At 46.6% G+C, this 14,222-nt stretch carries 16 protein-coding genes; 8 read left to right on the top strand and 8 right to left on the bottom strand.

Features of this window, described 5'->3' with window-relative positions:
- Positions 1-46 precede the first annotated feature (46 nt).
- A complete protein-coding gene (locus tag BLS14_RS16660; RefSeq protein WP_063564602.1) occupies positions 47-328 on the bottom strand; it encodes a hypothetical protein in 282 nt (93 codons plus the stop codon).
- A 144-nt stretch (positions 329-472) separates the two neighbouring features.
- Between BLS14_RS16660 and BLS14_RS32625 the strand changes: the two genes are divergently transcribed.
- The 3 genes from BLS14_RS32625 to BLS14_RS16650 all read left to right on the top strand — a co-directional run bounded on the left by BLS14_RS32625 (position 473) and on the right by BLS14_RS16650 (position 1,456).
- Positions 473-634: a hypothetical protein gene (locus BLS14_RS32625; RefSeq protein ID WP_017690239.1), complete on the top strand. Its 162-nt coding sequence runs from the start codon at positions 473-475 to the stop codon at positions 632-634.
- Between the two features lie 205 nt (positions 635-839).
- On the top strand, positions 840-1,208 hold the full coding sequence (locus BLS14_RS16655; RefSeq protein WP_090953013.1) for a hypothetical protein: 369 nt from the start codon (positions 840-842) through the stop codon (positions 1,206-1,208).
- A 38-nt stretch (positions 1,209-1,246) separates the two neighbouring features.
- Positions 1,247-1,456 (top strand): hypothetical protein, encoded by a 210-nt coding sequence (locus tag BLS14_RS16650; RefSeq protein ID WP_063564604.1) that lies wholly within the window; start codon positions 1,247-1,249, stop codon positions 1,454-1,456.
- A gap of 177 nt (positions 1,457-1,633) precedes the next feature.
- On the opposite strand, the gene BLS14_RS16645 is transcribed toward BLS14_RS16650, so the two are convergent.
- Positions 1,634-2,845, bottom strand: a complete 1,212-nt coding sequence (locus BLS14_RS16645; protein ID WP_090953011.1) for an MFS transporter — start codon at positions 2,843-2,845, stop codon at positions 1,634-1,636.
- A gap of 257 nt (positions 2,846-3,102) precedes the next feature.
- Between BLS14_RS16645 and BLS14_RS16640 the strand changes: the two genes are divergently transcribed.
- On the top strand, positions 3,103-3,753 hold the full coding sequence (locus BLS14_RS16640; protein ID WP_090953009.1) for a peptidylprolyl isomerase: 651 nt from the start codon (positions 3,103-3,105) through the stop codon (positions 3,751-3,753).
- Positions 3,754-3,940: 187 nt separating this feature from the next.
- Here the strand turns inward: BLS14_RS16640 and BLS14_RS16635 are convergent, their stop codons facing one another.
- Entirely contained in the window at positions 3,941-4,123 is a 183-nt protein-coding gene (locus BLS14_RS16635; RefSeq protein WP_024632483.1) for a hypothetical protein, read from the bottom strand.
- 128 nt (positions 4,124-4,251) lie between these two features.
- On the opposite strand from BLS14_RS16635, the gene BLS14_RS16630 reads away from it, so the two are divergent.
- Positions 4,252-4,509 (top strand): YqkE family protein, encoded by a 258-nt coding sequence (locus BLS14_RS16630; RefSeq protein ID WP_063564607.1) that lies wholly within the window; start codon positions 4,252-4,254, stop codon positions 4,507-4,509.
- 157 nt (positions 4,510-4,666) lie between these two features.
- Entirely contained in the window at positions 4,667-5,461 is a 795-nt protein-coding gene (locus BLS14_RS16625; RefSeq protein ID WP_063564608.1) for an SDR family oxidoreductase, read from the top strand.
- 156 nt (positions 5,462-5,617) lie between these two features.
- On the opposite strand, the gene BLS14_RS16620 is transcribed toward BLS14_RS16625, so the two are convergent.
- Positions 5,618-6,379 carry a YwaF family protein gene (locus tag BLS14_RS16620; protein WP_090953007.1) on the bottom strand — a complete coding sequence of 254 codons (762 nt, stop codon included), beginning with the start codon at positions 6,377-6,379 and terminating at the stop codon, positions 5,618-5,620.
- A gap of 225 nt (positions 6,380-6,604) precedes the next feature.
- Between BLS14_RS16620 and BLS14_RS16615 the strand changes: the two genes are divergently transcribed.
- Entirely contained in the window at positions 6,605-7,579 is a 975-nt protein-coding gene (locus BLS14_RS16615; protein ID WP_063564610.1) for a ring-cleaving dioxygenase, read from the top strand.
- Between the two features lie 103 nt (positions 7,580-7,682).
- On the opposite strand, the gene BLS14_RS16610 is transcribed toward BLS14_RS16615, so the two are convergent.
- From BLS14_RS16610 to BLS14_RS16600, 3 genes are all read right to left on the bottom strand, one after another.
- Positions 7,683-8,396 carry a stalk domain-containing protein gene (locus BLS14_RS16610; protein WP_064640268.1) on the bottom strand — a complete coding sequence of 238 codons (714 nt, stop codon included), beginning with the start codon at positions 8,394-8,396 and terminating at the stop codon, positions 7,683-7,685.
- 247 nt (positions 8,397-8,643) lie between these two features.
- The gene (locus BLS14_RS16605; RefSeq protein WP_090953005.1) at positions 8,644-9,489 is read right to left on the bottom strand and encodes a hypothetical protein; all 846 of its coding nucleotides are present in this window, start codon (positions 9,487-9,489) and stop codon (positions 8,644-8,646) included.
- A gap of 169 nt (positions 9,490-9,658) precedes the next feature.
- Positions 9,659-10,936, bottom strand: coding sequence for a methyl-accepting chemotaxis protein (locus BLS14_RS16600; protein WP_090953003.1), 1,278 nt, complete (start codon positions 10,934-10,936; stop codon positions 9,659-9,661).
- A gap of 321 nt (positions 10,937-11,257) precedes the next feature.
- Here BLS14_RS16600 and BLS14_RS16595 point away from each other — a divergent pair, with 321 nt between their 5' ends.
- A complete protein-coding gene (locus BLS14_RS16595) occupies positions 11,258-12,688 on the top strand; it encodes an aspartate ammonia-lyase (protein WP_063564614.1) in 1,431 nt (476 codons plus the stop codon).
- 158 nt (positions 12,689-12,846) lie between these two features.
- On the opposite strand, the gene rpoN is transcribed toward BLS14_RS16595, so the two are convergent.
- Entirely contained in the window at positions 12,847-14,151 is a 1,305-nt protein-coding gene (rpoN, locus tag BLS14_RS16590; protein WP_090953001.1) for an RNA polymerase factor sigma-54, read from the bottom strand.
- Positions 14,152-14,222 lie beyond the last annotated feature (71 nt).

The raw sequence follows: 14,222 nt of genomic DNA, 5'->3' as shown, positions 1-14,222 counted from the left end.
ATAGTTTTATTTCCATTTATTTGATAGATTCCGAGTGTTTTCTCCATTATCCGCGCAGATCTTCGAACTGGTTCTCAATCATTTCGCGCTCTTTCTGTTCAATCTTCGTACGATATTCCAACCACTGCTCTGTTTCCTCATCGTCATAGATCGTCCATATATCCGAGAAAAGATAGTCCCGCAACTGGACAATCTGTCCTGACCATATCCCGCCTACCCAGAACAGCCCGTCCGGACGACGAATAACGGTACGGGAAAACCCGGGCGTAGACGCTTTTTGCCCGATTCGGATTTGAGTGATCATATTCCCCAGCGTAAACCAATCCAATTGGAATCCCTCCCTCATATATCCATGTTTCATCATATCATAGGCCAAAGATGAAAAGCTGTAAAACTGATCTCTGCGATTCAATCGTCCCTTCCGGGTGTAATGTTCCTCAAAGCAAACACTTACCAATGAGGAGTGATTCAAATGAATGAGCCACACAGAACGGTAGAGGTAGAACATAAGGATGTCCAACACAAATCGGATTCAAGTATGGTCGCTTCCACGTTTATCAAGTATGCGGCTTATATCATTATTTTCTTTGGATTTCTGTACTTTCTGGTCAAATATGTATTTCCTAAATTTTAAAGCATATACGTTGAATCTGTAATCCGTACATTATTCACTTTCAGCTTATATTTATATTTTGGGAACACAAGGGAATCATAATGGGTGCGAGATTACAACGTTAGCCCTTTGGGTAACTACGAAATAAGAACCTTTCTTTTCAAGATAACTGCACAATCAAAAAAAACAACCAATAAATATAATCCACTGAGAGGGAGTGCTACTTATGTCAGACAGACCGATTAGCAATGAAGAGAGTGAACGTTACTACGACCGTTATCAGAGATCCCGTGATATTCCACTGGAAACCGAAGTCCCTGAAGGTGACATAGACACTTTTAATGAAGTTACGGGAAAACGTATCGATACTGATAATACAGTGTATCCGCCCCTTGTAGCGGCTACGGAAGAACCGGAATTGGAGTCACGGACAGCGGAGCCTGCACTCGAATCCGTACCTGATGCTGATCTTATTCAACCGAATAGTCCGGTTGATCCTGCGGCACCCGACCCCAACGCTCTTCACGGGACGGACCTGCTAAACGGCGCTGGGGCAGATGCGCAACCGGAGAACGATATTCCACCACGGCGCTAATCCTCTTGTCACAGCCTGAATTAGGAGGTGCAGACACGATGAAGGATAATCACAAGCGACAAGTACATGAGCCCGATAATCTGGTAACCGAGCGGGATATTGATCCGAATTTTGGATTGTTCACGGAAGATTCCTTTCCCGAAGCCCTAGCAGATGAGGATCAGCTTGATGCTGTTGAACATGCCGTTCCGAAGGAGAACGTTGAAGGCGTTGAAGGTCCACGAAAAGATTCATCCTTGGATGAATAGGAACGCATTACAGATTCATTAAGAATATAGGAAGCCTCTTGCCCAAGAGGTTTCTTTTTGCTTTAATTTCGTAATAACAATGACTTTATCCTGAAAAAGAGATGGCTACCGTCTTCGTACGGTGCCATCCCTCTCTCTGCTATCCAATTAGCCATTTCACGTTTTAACATTTTTTGATTACTTCGCCAAAGGTTTGCCCGCTTCCGGCAACTTCTCCTCCAGTCGGGACCATTTCGCCACAATGGCGGTAATCAGCAGCGCCACTCCATTGATGATAAAAATCCAACGAATCGGCAACCAGCCACCCAGAACACCACCGATTATCGGCCCCGCCATCGTACCGATCTGGGAAGCCGACTGATTCAGGCTGAATGCTCTTCCCCGGAAGCCAGGTTCTGTCACTTGCACAATCATTGCATTAATCGCCGGGAACACCGCAGCAAAGAACAATCCATACACAAAACGCAAGATGCCGAATCCAATATAACCTGTAGTGAAAAACTGCAGCAGGTTACCAATCGCCCCTCCAACGAGGCCAATGATCAGTACTTTCCCATATCCGATTCGCGAACCGATCTTACCCCAGCGCGGTGCCATAATAACCGTAGCCACACCAACCGCAGAGAAAATAATGCCCGAGCTGAGAGAAGCACGATCGGGCTGAATGCCCATTTCCATCACGTATACCGTCAATAACGGCTCCAGAATCATCACGGAGAAGGTACATATGCCCATCATGCCAAGCACCGTAATAAACAATTTATTGGCCCTGGCTTCACGAATGTCATCCATCACATGAGAACGTGCCTTGTTCCGGTTGAAGTTCTCTTCTTTGACCCAGAAGGTTGCGATCAACGCCGAGACCAATACTACGATGCTGGAAAATAAAAATGCATTCCGGTTGCCATAATAGTGGCTTACCACCCCACCAATTAATGGGCCGATTATACCTCCTGTTGCCCCGGCTGTTGACATGATACCAAGTGCATACCCTGTCTTCTCTTCCGGTGTATTGGTACCGACAAGTGCAATCGCCGCCGGAACAAACCCCGCGAGCAATCCCTGAAACAAACGAACCACGATTAATGAATAGGGGTCCTGCACAAAATAATTGATCAAATACAAAACCGCAAGGCTGTATCCCGACCGGATCAGCATTGGCTTGCGCCCGTATTTGTCAGCCAGTGATCCCCAGAAGGGAGACACCAGCGCACTTGCCAGAAACGTGATGCCAAAGGCAAGCCCTGACCAGAACTCCAGGTGATCACGAACGCCCAGATCGCCACTCAGAAACAAAGGCAGAAATGGGATGGAGATCGAATAAGCGGTGCTGCAAAAAAACACACCAATCCACAAAATCACCAGATTACGCTTCCACGAGAAGTCCATATACCCGCACGCCCTTTCCGTTACTGACGCCGGGACTGCCGTGTATTGGAGCGGACGGAACAGACCCGTACGTCCCTGACTGCGGAAGCATTTTCCTTATTTTACACCTCTGTAAGCATTTACACCATCCCTTATCGCCCATAATATCCTGCCTTGCATTGCCATCTTGTCCGCAAAAACGGTATGATAGTTGAGGGATTATCCGAAAATAATTCTGACTAAATATATTATGCAGAGATGCAAGGGGGAACGTTCTCATGTCTTTTCGGTGGAAAAAAACAACAGCTGTGTCGCTGGTTCTAGCGATGTTGCTTATCGTCATTAGTGGTTGTGGGCGCCCTGCAAGCAGCGCGACGGAAACACCAGTCCCAGCTGCACCCGAAGGGCCAAATCCAGTGGCCACAATTGAAATGCAAGACGGGCAGAAAATCGTCATTGAGCTATATCCCGAAATTGCGCCCAATAGCGTGTACAATTTCATCTCACTCGCCAATAAAGGTTTTTATGACGGTTTGAACTTTCACCGTGTTATCCCAGGCTTTATGATTCAGGGTGGCGATCCAAACGGTGATGGTTCGGGCGGCCCAGGATATACCATTAAAGGTGAGTTTACATCTAATGGTCACAAAAACCATCTGAATCATACTCGTGGAGTGATTTCCATGGCGCGTAAATCCGATAATCTGGACTCCGCAGGCTCCCAGTTTTTCATCATGTTAGCTGATGCTGATTATCTGGATAATGCATATGCCACATTCGGTAAAGTGACAGAAGGTATGGAAGTCGTTGATGGAATAGCGGCTCAACAAATAGGAGAAAAAGACAAACCGGTTACCGATCAGGTGATGAAAAAAGTCACTGTCGACACTCACGGTCTGGAATATCCTGAACCGGTAAAAATGCCTTAACCTTACCTTTGGAACGGATTTCAGTTATCCATCTTAATTCACAACCTGTAAGACAAACAAAAGCTCTGTCCTGCGTATTCACGCAAGGCAGAACTTTTTTCAATGTTAGCGTTTACATAAATGACTTTATAAAAAATGCCCTCTTCTGGCACAACTCTATATGCAGCAGCTCTGCAACCCGCTGATCTCAATACATCCATCCCATCAAACGCAACCAACCGATGATCGCAATCCATAGCGGACAGCTGAAAGCAACACCCCATGCAAGCCCTTTCAGTAAACTACGGTTTACTTCCACGAACAACGACTCCTTTCTCCAGGGAATAGTCGCAGTATCGGTAATAATATATGAATTTATACCCGTCTTCATTCGTCACGTAACCCCCTATTTCCTGCTTTTGTCCCTCAGTTTCATGGAATGGGTTTGGTGAACCTGATATAATATATTTACTGAACGATAATGGAAGCTGATTCATGTTTTTGAGAGGAGATTATTCTATGGCAAAATCCAAAAAACACACCCCTGCTCCCAAAGCAGCACAGGATAAACCGACCACACTAAAGGATCTGCTGAGCAGTGATGTGTTAGAGAAACTGAAAGCTCAGGCGGATGAAGCCAAGGCTGCCGAGGCAGACCGCAAAGAGCAGGAACGCCTGCAGGCGGAAGAAGCTCGTAAAGCGGAACAGAAGCGAAAAGATAATGATTTTGAGTACCTGTTGAATAACAGTTCGCTGGACTGGAAGAAACACAAGTAATTTTTGCAGCAATCAGATCATCATGATATCTAAATGATAGAAACAGGGCCGTTGAACGGTCCTGTTTTTTTGTATCGTGCATATGATTCATCACTCTTTAGTCGGGTATGTAGAGATAGAGAGTTACTGATAATCCATACGATACGGAGGGATCAGGATGACTGAACAACGTTTGCAAGGAAAAGTTGCGATTGTAACCGGAGGTGGCTCAGGAATTGGTCAGGCAACCGCCATTCGTTTCGCTGAGCATGGGGCCAAAGTGTTCATGCTGGACCGGACCCCGGAGAATGCTGAGAAAACCAAACAGACGATTGAGAATGCAGGCGGAGAAGGCCACGTCATTGAATGTGATATATCCAAACCGGACAACGTGCAAAAAGCAATCAATCAGGTGGCAGAGCAAGCTGGACAGCTCGATATTGTATTTGCCAATGCGGGCATCAACGGCACGATGGCTCCCATTGAAACGATGGAACCTGAGGACTGGGATCAGACGATGGGCATCAATATGCGCGGCACGTTCGCAACTGTGAAGTACGCCATACCCCATTTGAAAGACCGCGGAGGAAGCATTATTATTACGAGTTCCATCAACGGTAACCGTGTATTCTCTGGCATAGGGTTCTCTGCATACGCTTCCAGTAAAGCAGGTCAGACGGCTTTTACAAAGATGGCAGCATTGGAACTGGCCCGTTACAAGATTCGTGTCAACGCCGTCTGCCCAGGAGCCATAGACACGAACATCGATGACAACACTTATCCTTCGGACGATCTGAAAGAAGTACAGATCCCGGTTGAATTTCCCGAAGGTCATGAACATCCACTCAAAGGTGAACCCGGAACGTCGAAGCAAGTCGCCAATCTGGTGCTCTTCCTCGCTTCCGATGAATCTTCCCATGTGACGGGTACCCGGATCTACGTGGATGGAGCGGAATCTTTGCTCCGTGGATGATATTTAGTAACAAGCTCCCTGTGGAGTTAACAGCCAAACATCCCGCTAACGATCTGGATATCCAGACCGCTGCGGGATGATTAGTTTGAAATATATCTTTATAGAAGAACGAAGAACAGCTCCCACTGCCTACCATTGGTATCGGATGACCTTTAACTAGAGCGCTGAACTCTTTCCTCTCTTCACTCGATTATTCAGCCGCTCCGGAATGGCAAAGAGTAGGACGTACATTAGGGAGAACATGACTAACGCCAATACCTCTTCCCCAAGAATGTACAAGGGATAGGGGCCCAACATGTCGAGCACTGAAGGCGTATTCGGTTTGTGTCTCAGGAACATATAATTGGCTTCAAGCAGGACATCCACACCATATACGACCAACGCAGCCACGTTCACGTATATCATCGAACCCAACACAGATCTCCAGCTTGGACGAAGCTGTTCCACCCAAGTCATATAGAGCAACGCCCCAATAATACAAGCGTGAGCAGTAAAAAATTGAATGAAACGAAAATGTGCAAAACCATAACCGAGATTAGGCGTTACAATTGCCATCAATGCCCCTGCTATTCCTGCGAATAACAATGCAGAATGCAGCAGTCGGCTGCGTGTCAATAATAGCAGCGCAGATAACAATAGTGACAGACTGCATAACTCCAGCGGCAATGAAGTCTGTAGACTCCACACATCCCCATATACATACCAGAGCTGAAGCACAATTTCACAGCCCAACATGACACATGCCAGAGTGATCCGAAAGGTACGGCGTGTGTTGGATGAAAATGAGCGCAGCCAATTCCGAAACAGGAACATCAATAGAACCAGTGCAGCAATCACACCGATCGCCCATAGGTGGGAACTGGAAAACAGTATAAACGGTTTTGCATCATAAGGGTCTAGCCACTGAGGATAAGCCATGTTCCTCTTCTCTCCTTCTCATTACACAATCACAGTTTATCTCTTTAATGTTAACTTTTTCATTTTGTCATTGAATGAATGCACTGTCCAGATGGAATTCTAAATTAGGATTGTATTTTAAATATCTTCATGTTAAGATAAATTCAACAACAAAACAAACAAAAAGTTAGTAACTTTCTTAACGGAAATATTATAAAAATAAATTAACCACAGGAGGAATTTATAATGCAAATCAAAGGACTTCACCATGTATCTGCACTGACCGCACACGCCGCTGAGAATTATCGGTTCTACACCAACGTCATGGGTTTGAGATTGATCAAAAAAACAGTCAATCAGGATGATGTTTCGGTCTACCACCTCTTCTATGGAGATGAAAAAGGGAATCCGGGTACCGAACTTACCTTCTTTGAGATTCCGATGGCCGGACAGACACGCGAAGGCGTGAACAGTATCTCAGCAACATCACTTCGTGTTCCTAGCGATGCAGCCCTGACGTACTGGCAACAGCGTTTTGACGAATTCGATGTTCCTCATGGAGAAATCACTGAACGCGGTGGGCGTGCCACTCTCTCGTTTACGGACTTTGAAGGACAACGTCTGATTCTGGTTTCTGATGAACACAATACAGGTGTTGCAGGGGGCAAACCTTGGGAACAAAGCCCTGTACCTGTCGAGTATGGCATTGTAGGCTTAGGCCCAGTCCATCTTACCGTTAGAGACGCGTCCCTTACGGCTCCAGTTCTTACTGAACTGCTCGGCTTCCGTCAAAAAGGAACCTATCCTGCTTTTGTCGCAGGCCAACCCGATGTACTCGTCTTCGAATCCGGTGAAGGTGGAAATGGCTCTGAGGTGCATGTCGAAGAACGAAATGACCTTGCCCAAGAACGCCCTGGACGAGGCAGCGTGCACCATGTTGCCTTCCGCGTCGATAATGAAGAAGAACTGAAACAATGGGTAGAACGGGTTCATAATTTCCGATTCCCGAATTCCGGTTTCGTAGACCGTTTCTACTTCCGCTCCCTGTACTTCCGTGAAGCCAATGGCATTCTGTTCGAGCTGGCAACCGATGGTCCCGGCTTCGACACGGATGAAGAATTGGCTCATCTTGGAGAGTCCCTGGCATTGCCTCCATTCCTTGAAGGTCGCCGTGCAGAGATTGAAGCGAATCTCAAACCGCTCGATACAGCAATTCGCTAACCTGATCATACGTCCCAAAAGAACAAAAAAACGATTATCACTATGCCAATCCGGAACAACCATCCGGCTGATGCATAGGCGATAATCGTTTTTAATATCTCGTTTATTTTTTGGTTAAATATGAGGTCGTCAACGGAACAAACAGGGAGGCACCCGGGTCCTCATCAACGATTTCAACAAAGATGGCATCCGTGTCTGCAACATCCACGTCTACCCCAACCAATCCGTCTTCAGGAGCAAGCGATACCGTCTTGAGCGTTGTATTGTTTTCGTCCATAATCTCAAGCTTCTGTGAACCGCCAAGAACAGCCAAATCGAGATGAAGCTTGGCATACTTTTTCTGGGTCATAACTTGGAAGCTCTTGCCTTGCTTGGCTGTGTCGGTATGCAGGTAAACATCTTTGTAATCTTTGCCTTTGTACGCCGTTTCGGCCGGATCTTTGGTATGCCAGTCCGAGGTGCCCAAGGCTGCAGTTCCCAGCGAACTTAATGTCAGCTTGCCGGTTTCGGATGGCGGTGCAGATCCATTACTGCTGCCAATGTTAACGGATGATGTTGCGCTGTCATACGTAATTTCTGTACCGAGCAGTGTGCCGACTGCACGCACTGGCAGATAGGTCGTTCCGTTGTAAGTAATCGGCAATACCGTTTTCCCATTAGCATCTTTGGCTGTTACCGTTGTCCCGTTTAATTTCAGAGATATCTTGCTGTTCAAATATGCTTTGATCGGTTCCAGACCCGTTGCTGCGAGTGCGCCAGTGCCGATGCCGAGAGTTAGTGTACCCACCATTAAGCCCAATACAACCTTCTTCTTCATGAATGATCCCTCCTAAAGTATGAAATAGATGAGTTCCATCCTTTATACATTTAAACGACTAAAGTGTTTGTGTCAACCATTTCATGGTAAATCTCTGAAAAAAAATTCGATTTTGGATAGCACAAAGCGAGGCTAAAGGTACATCATTTTTTCAGCCTCACCCGTTTCCCTCTGTCATTTCAGACCGTGGGGACATATTTTTTTATCATTGTTCTCAGCTATTCTGCGCTTCTCTGATTACTTCCGTTCAATCAAAAGATTCATAGTACTCATCTTCATACTCTTCCGTGCTGTATTCCAAGTCCACAGCCTGCCACTCGCCATCTTTATAGTCATAGGCAAAGTTCAAGTCACCGTCATATAAACCCATACCGTATGCACCGGATGCCGACACAACCAACTTGCCATTCTCCACACTGTAATAAACAACACCGCCGAACTTGAGCTGCTCGTTATACACTCCCTCGCTCGTGTCTTCCTCCATTAGGGAAGGTTCTGAATGAACACCATCAACGGTAACGTTGATCGTCACCTGACCTGGTGTAACACTGATTTTCGAATTTACATGCTGCTTCACAATCTCATCCAGTGATTGCATCTTCATCTCTTCCAGCGTTTCTGGATCGATAATATGTGCTTCACCCAGATAGATGCCTGTACCATGACCAGCTGTAAACAACACAACAATCTCCTTCTTGCCATCTCCATTCAGATCCAGTTCGTGCACTTCGGGTTTGTAGGATCCGCCTTCTCCTTGCCATTTGCTGAATTCACGTTTCTTGCCGTTCACTTCCAACACCATTCCGTTATATATATATCCTGAACCTTCGACTTTCATGGGGTATAGTCTTACATTCTCATTTTCTGGAGCAACCGAAACGTACTCTCCCTTTACAGGAATCGATTCCTTCGTTGTAAACGCTGCTTCATTCATTGTTTCTATATTGGAAGCCACGACCGCTGAGGTCTGGCTGGATTGATCATCTATGTTAAGCTGTTTTTGCGATTCATTCATGGTTCTGGCAGACGAAGTTGTACTAATCGTCGCTACCGCCAAAATAATCATCAGCAGGATACCTGTCCAAGTTTTCAATATGCTGGGCTCCTTAATCTGTAGTGGAATACTACCATTATATCTTCATTTATCGCCCAAGCGTTGCGATTTTGTTAATGTTTCATAAAAAAATCTTTACATATTTCAGTTTCTACGAAAGAACGTTCGGCTTTAACCATAATAAGCAAAAAAACACCCCGGAAACAGCTTAAGGCTGCATCCGAAATGCTTTCGTTTTGTCCATTAATCGATCTGTTAACTGTCTCAGTTCTTCAGCCGAGGATGAAATCTCCTGCATAATTGCCGTCTCTTCATGTGCCGCATCCATAATCCGTCTTGCCTCATCCGAGAAAGATCCGGCTTTCCCTTGAATCTTTTTCACATGGCCGTGCGTTTGTTCTACGCGGCTGGTCTGTTCCCCAATTTTGGATCCGATTTCATGAGCGCCCTTCATAAACACTTCTACCGTACCTGTAAGCTCCTGCAACGTCTGATCAACAGAGATCGTGCGCTCGGACTCATTCACAACGAGGCCATGCTGTTCATGAATCAGTTGGGCTGTATCCTTGATACGCTGCTGAACACGGCTGATCAGCTCATTAATCCGATGCACCGATTGTTTGCTCTCATCTGCCAGCTTACGAATCTGCTGAGCAACGACAGCAAAGCCCGATCCCTCTTCTCCCGCACGTGCAGCCTCAATGGAAGCATTCAGGGCAAGCAGCCCTGTTTCCTCTGCAATGTTTTTGACAGACTGAGTAATGGCTTCAATATCCGAGGCTTCCTTCTCAAGCAGGACCATGATGTCCCGGGAACGGTTGTGTGACTCCGTCAGCTCGTCCATTCCTTTCATCAAAGAAGAGAAGGTCTGCTTCGTATGATCTACAGAACGTTCCATCTGGCCGGACATCTCTGTCATCCCAATCGACTGACTGTGCATACGCTGAAAATCGTTCAACATCTCATCCGCTGTAATCAAAGACTGATGTGATGTCGTCTTCTGCTCTTCCACACCCACAGCAATATGATCCACCGCATCAGACATCATCTCGATCTGCTCCGCTGCCTGGGCGATTGCTTCACTAAGTGACTGGGCGTTCTGTGAGGTTGTACGTGTACTATCTGTAATATCGTTTACAATACTTCTCAAATTAAAAACCATTACTCGAAAAGCATCATATAATACAGTAATTTCATCCTGTGTTCTCCGCTCTGGAATCTCGGCCGTCAAATCCCCCGATGAGACTTGTTGTGCCGCACGGGACAAATGCACAATTGGACGAGTCAACCAACGAGAGGCAAACCAGCCCAGAATCGCGTTCCAGCATACGCCCATGATGAGTACGATAGAGATATACAACCAGCTTGGCATGGAGAACGAGAGCCAATCCTGAAGGAAAAATATAAAAAAGCCGCTAGTTCCGTACGTAATCAGTGAAATCAGTACCAAACCTGCGACGGTTTTTGCGCCTAAAGTCCATTTCATATTCACACCTCATAGTCCTTTTTTCCTATTTTACCAATAGATAACCAAATTACATGTGATTTAGATCACTGAAAACGACAAATTAACCCCCATCTTATTCTTCATGCATGACTTCTCCTCTAAGTGGAGCATAATTGATAAGACGAGTTTTGACTGACTGAACCTTTAATCCACCAAGGTGATATCCTTAATTTAAATTATTTATCGGCAAGAAGGGTGAAATGATTTAGCTTGGCATCCATTTTGCTTAAATGATATACTGAGTGCGCTTCGGCATTGCCGGAGCTGACCTATTTTTGGATGCCACTGGAGGCGAACGAAATGTCTACAATGTCCACAAGGACGGAGAAAGATTTTATTGGAGAAAAAGAAATTCCTGCTTATGCTTATTACGGAATACAGACGGTTCGGGCTGTAGAGAACTTCCCGATTACCGGCGTTCCTGTACACCGGGAACTGATTACAGCTCTGGCTGCGGTGAAAAAGGCTGCGGCAATCACGAATATGGAGCTGAAGATGCTGCCACGCAAAATTGGCGATGTCATCGTCATGGCTGCTGAAGAAATGATGAAAGGCCATCATCTGGATCATTTTATTGTTGACTCCATTCAGGGCGGTGCAGGCACCTCCATGAATATGAATATGAACGAAATTCTGGCCAATCGTGGACTGGAACTGTTATTGCAGAACAAGGGTGACTATTTCCACTGTAACCCGAATAACCATGTAAACATGTCCCAATCCACCAATGACGTGATCCCAACTGCACTGCGCATTGCTGCATATCGGTTGTCGGAAACGTTGCTTGATACGATGAAGCGTTTGCAGGATGCGTTCCGCAAAAAAGAACAGGAATTTAACGATGTAGTCAAAGTAGGCCGGACACATCTTCAGGATGCTGTGCCTATTCGACTTGGACAAGAGTTCGGTGCCTATGCGCGTGTTATCGGACGTGATATTGAGCGTCTGGAGTTCGCAAATCGCCGCCTGCTCACCATTAACTTGGGTGCGACGGCTGTAGGTACAGGTCTCAACGCGAAACCCGAATACATCGTTAAAGTCACGGAGCATCTGTCCGATGTGACAGGATTGAATTTGCAAACGGCCGAGGATCTTGTGGATGCCACACAGAATACGGATGCCTATCTGGAATTGTCGGCTGCACTGAAAGTATGTGCTGTCAGTCTGTCCAAAATCTGTAACGATATTCGTATGATGGCTTCTGGCCCACGCGCAGGATTCAATGAGCTGCGTCTTCCACCGCGTCAGCCAGGTTCGTCCATTATGCCGGGCAAAGTGAATCCGGTTATGGCGGAAGTGATCAATCAGGTATCCTTCCAGGTTATGGGGAATGACCATACGATCTGCATGGCCTGTGAAGCTGGTCAATTCGAATTGAACGTCATGGGCCCTGTTATTGCGTTCAACTTGCTGCAATCGCTGAAAATCATGAATAATGGTATCGACGTCTTTACTCGTTATGCCGTTGAAGAGATGGAAGCGAACCGTGAGCGTTGTGCATTGATTATGAAGCAGAGCTTTAGTGTAATTACAGCGCTTAATCCACATCTGGGCTATGATGTGGCAGCCTCCATTGTGAAGGAAGCGTTGAAGACCGGAAACACCTTGCAGGAGATCATTCTGGAACGGGGTCTACTGACACCGGAAGAACTGGAAGAAATTTTGCATCCGGAGCAGATGACTACTCCTGGTATTGCAGGTGAGCACTTCCTGCACAATATGGAACGGTAGTAAGCTGTTTAAGTTCCACTAATGAATATTTACATTGACACTCCGATGATAGAACAACCTTCCGATTGCTGTTAAATCGGAACGAATAACCCCCGCAGACCGTTACCACGGCTCGCGGGGGTTACTTGTTTAGGATATATAATGAAGGCAAACGTCATTCATGCCCAGCGCTTCCGTTCAAGTGAAGGCAAAATCTGAAGCTCTTCCCTGTATTTCGCAACCGTTCTGCGGGAGATAACGATGCCTTCATTCGCGAGTAATGCGGTGAGTTGGCTATCCGAGTATGGGCGTTCCGCCCGTTCAGAACGAATCAGCTCTTTCAGTCTGAGCTTCACCGCCGGCGCAGAGGCCATTTCTCCATTCGTTGTTTCAAGACCTGATGCAAAAAAAGCCTTGAGTTCAAAGACACCATGCGGTGTCTGAACATATTTGCCATTGACCGCACGGCTCACCGTCGACTCATGCATGCCGATGGCCTCTGCAATAATCGCCAGATTGAGCGGCTTCAAACCGGCAGGTCCTTCACGCAGAAAAGATTCCTGTTCACTCATGATTGCAGCTAGGACACGCATCAGAGTTCGGCGACGCATGCGTACACTGCGAATGATCGCTCTCGCCTCTGCTGCCCGGCCTGACCATACCTCATCTGCATCAATCTCCTTGATCCAGCGACAACAAGCTTCGTTCAGGGATACCCGCGGCACACCCGCTGAATTTAAACGTAGAGAAAGTTCATCATTCCTTATCTGCACAACGGCATCCGGAATAATATAATGTGGACGTTCCGTACAACCGATGGATCTGCAAGGTTTCGGGTCTAGACAAGCAATATAGTCATAGGCTGCCTGAGCCTGCTGTGAAGAAATCCCTAGTCTTGTTCCTGCTCTGCCTGGGTGGAAACGAACCAACTCCTCCAGACCTTTCGCCACCATGTACTCCGCATGCTGGTTAGCTAATGGATCACGCCTAATCTGAAGCAACAAGCATTCACGCAAGTTGCGCGCTCCCACACCTGCCGGGTCCAGCGACTGGAGAATGTCCAGGGCTGCTTCAGCCTCAGGCATCGATATTCCCCTTGCCGATGCAACCTCAGTCAATTCCATCGGTAGATAGCCATCATCGTTGACACAACCAGCCAAATATACAGCTGTTGTCTCCATTGCAGGTGTAAGATTCTGCAACCGAAGCTGAGATATCAACAAATGTTCAAGTGAAGGTTCGGCGCCTTTCATCTGTAACAGCGGATCATAAGAGGAGAACCTCTCCTGATTCAACCGTCGGGGAAGACGGGTGCGCAGGGTAGAGGGCTCTTCTAGCTCAAGCACCGGATTTTCATCCGCCGCCTCCTGCAAATAACGAGTCAGCTCCTGACCCGACAAGGTCAGCAGATGAATGGATTGCTTCATCTCCGGCGTAATGGATAATCGAATACGCCCCTCCTGCACCAACTGAAATCCTAACATCCGTCTCCCCCCTTAAGCGCTACTCAAGCTACTCCAGTATACTGACGAACAAAGACTATTTCAGGAAATGA

This window comes from Paenibacillus sp. OK060 (assembly GCF_900101205.1).
Lineage (GTDB): Bacteria > Bacillota > Bacilli > Paenibacillales > Paenibacillaceae > Paenibacillus > Paenibacillus marchantiae.
The sequence above is the reverse complement of the archived record's forward strand: the minus strand, read 5'-3'. Positions and strand labels throughout refer to the sequence as shown.

Bases quoted from the DNA above. Each gene is read 5' to 3' on its own strand.
- BLS14_RS32625 (WP_017690239.1), top strand. From the start codon at position 473: ATGAATGAGCCACACAGAACGGTAGAGGTAGAACATAAGGATGTCCAA.
- BLS14_RS16655 (WP_090953013.1), top strand. From the start codon at position 840: ATGTCAGACAGACCGATTAGCAATGAAGAGAGTGAACGTTACTACGAC.
- BLS14_RS16650 (WP_063564604.1), top strand. From the start codon at position 1,247: ATGAAGGATAATCACAAGCGACAAGTACATGAGCCCGATAATCTGGTA.
- BLS14_RS16645 (WP_090953011.1), bottom strand. From the start codon at position 2,845: ATGGACTTCTCGTGGAAGCGTAATCTGGTGATTTTGTGGATTGGTGTG.
- BLS14_RS16640 (WP_090953009.1), top strand. From the start codon at position 3,103: ATGTCTTTTCGGTGGAAAAAAACAACAGCTGTGTCGCTGGTTCTAGCG.
- BLS14_RS16635 (WP_024632483.1), bottom strand. From the start codon at position 4,123: ATGAAGACGGGTATAAATTCATATATTATTACCGATACTGCGACTATT.
- BLS14_RS16630 (WP_063564607.1), top strand. From the start codon at position 4,252: ATGGCAAAATCCAAAAAACACACCCCTGCTCCCAAAGCAGCACAGGAT.
- BLS14_RS16625 (WP_063564608.1), top strand. From the start codon at position 4,667: ATGACTGAACAACGTTTGCAAGGAAAAGTTGCGATTGTAACCGGAGGT.
- BLS14_RS16620 (WP_090953007.1), bottom strand. From the start codon at position 6,379: ATGGCTTATCCTCAGTGGCTAGACCCTTATGATGCAAAACCGTTTATA.
- BLS14_RS16615 (WP_063564610.1), top strand. From the start codon at position 6,605: ATGCAAATCAAAGGACTTCACCATGTATCTGCACTGACCGCACACGCC.
- BLS14_RS16610 (WP_064640268.1), bottom strand. From the start codon at position 8,396: ATGAAGAAGAAGGTTGTATTGGGCTTAATGGTGGGTACACTAACTCTC.
- BLS14_RS16600 (WP_090953003.1), bottom strand. From the start codon at position 10,936: ATGAAATGGACTTTAGGCGCAAAAACCGTCGCAGGTTTGGTACTGATT.
- BLS14_RS16595 (WP_063564614.1), top strand. From the start codon at position 11,258: ATGTCTACAATGTCCACAAGGACGGAGAAAGATTTTATTGGAGAAAAA.
- rpoN (WP_090953001.1), bottom strand. From the start codon at position 14,151: ATGTTAGGATTTCAGTTGGTGCAGGAGGGGCGTATTCGATTATCCATT.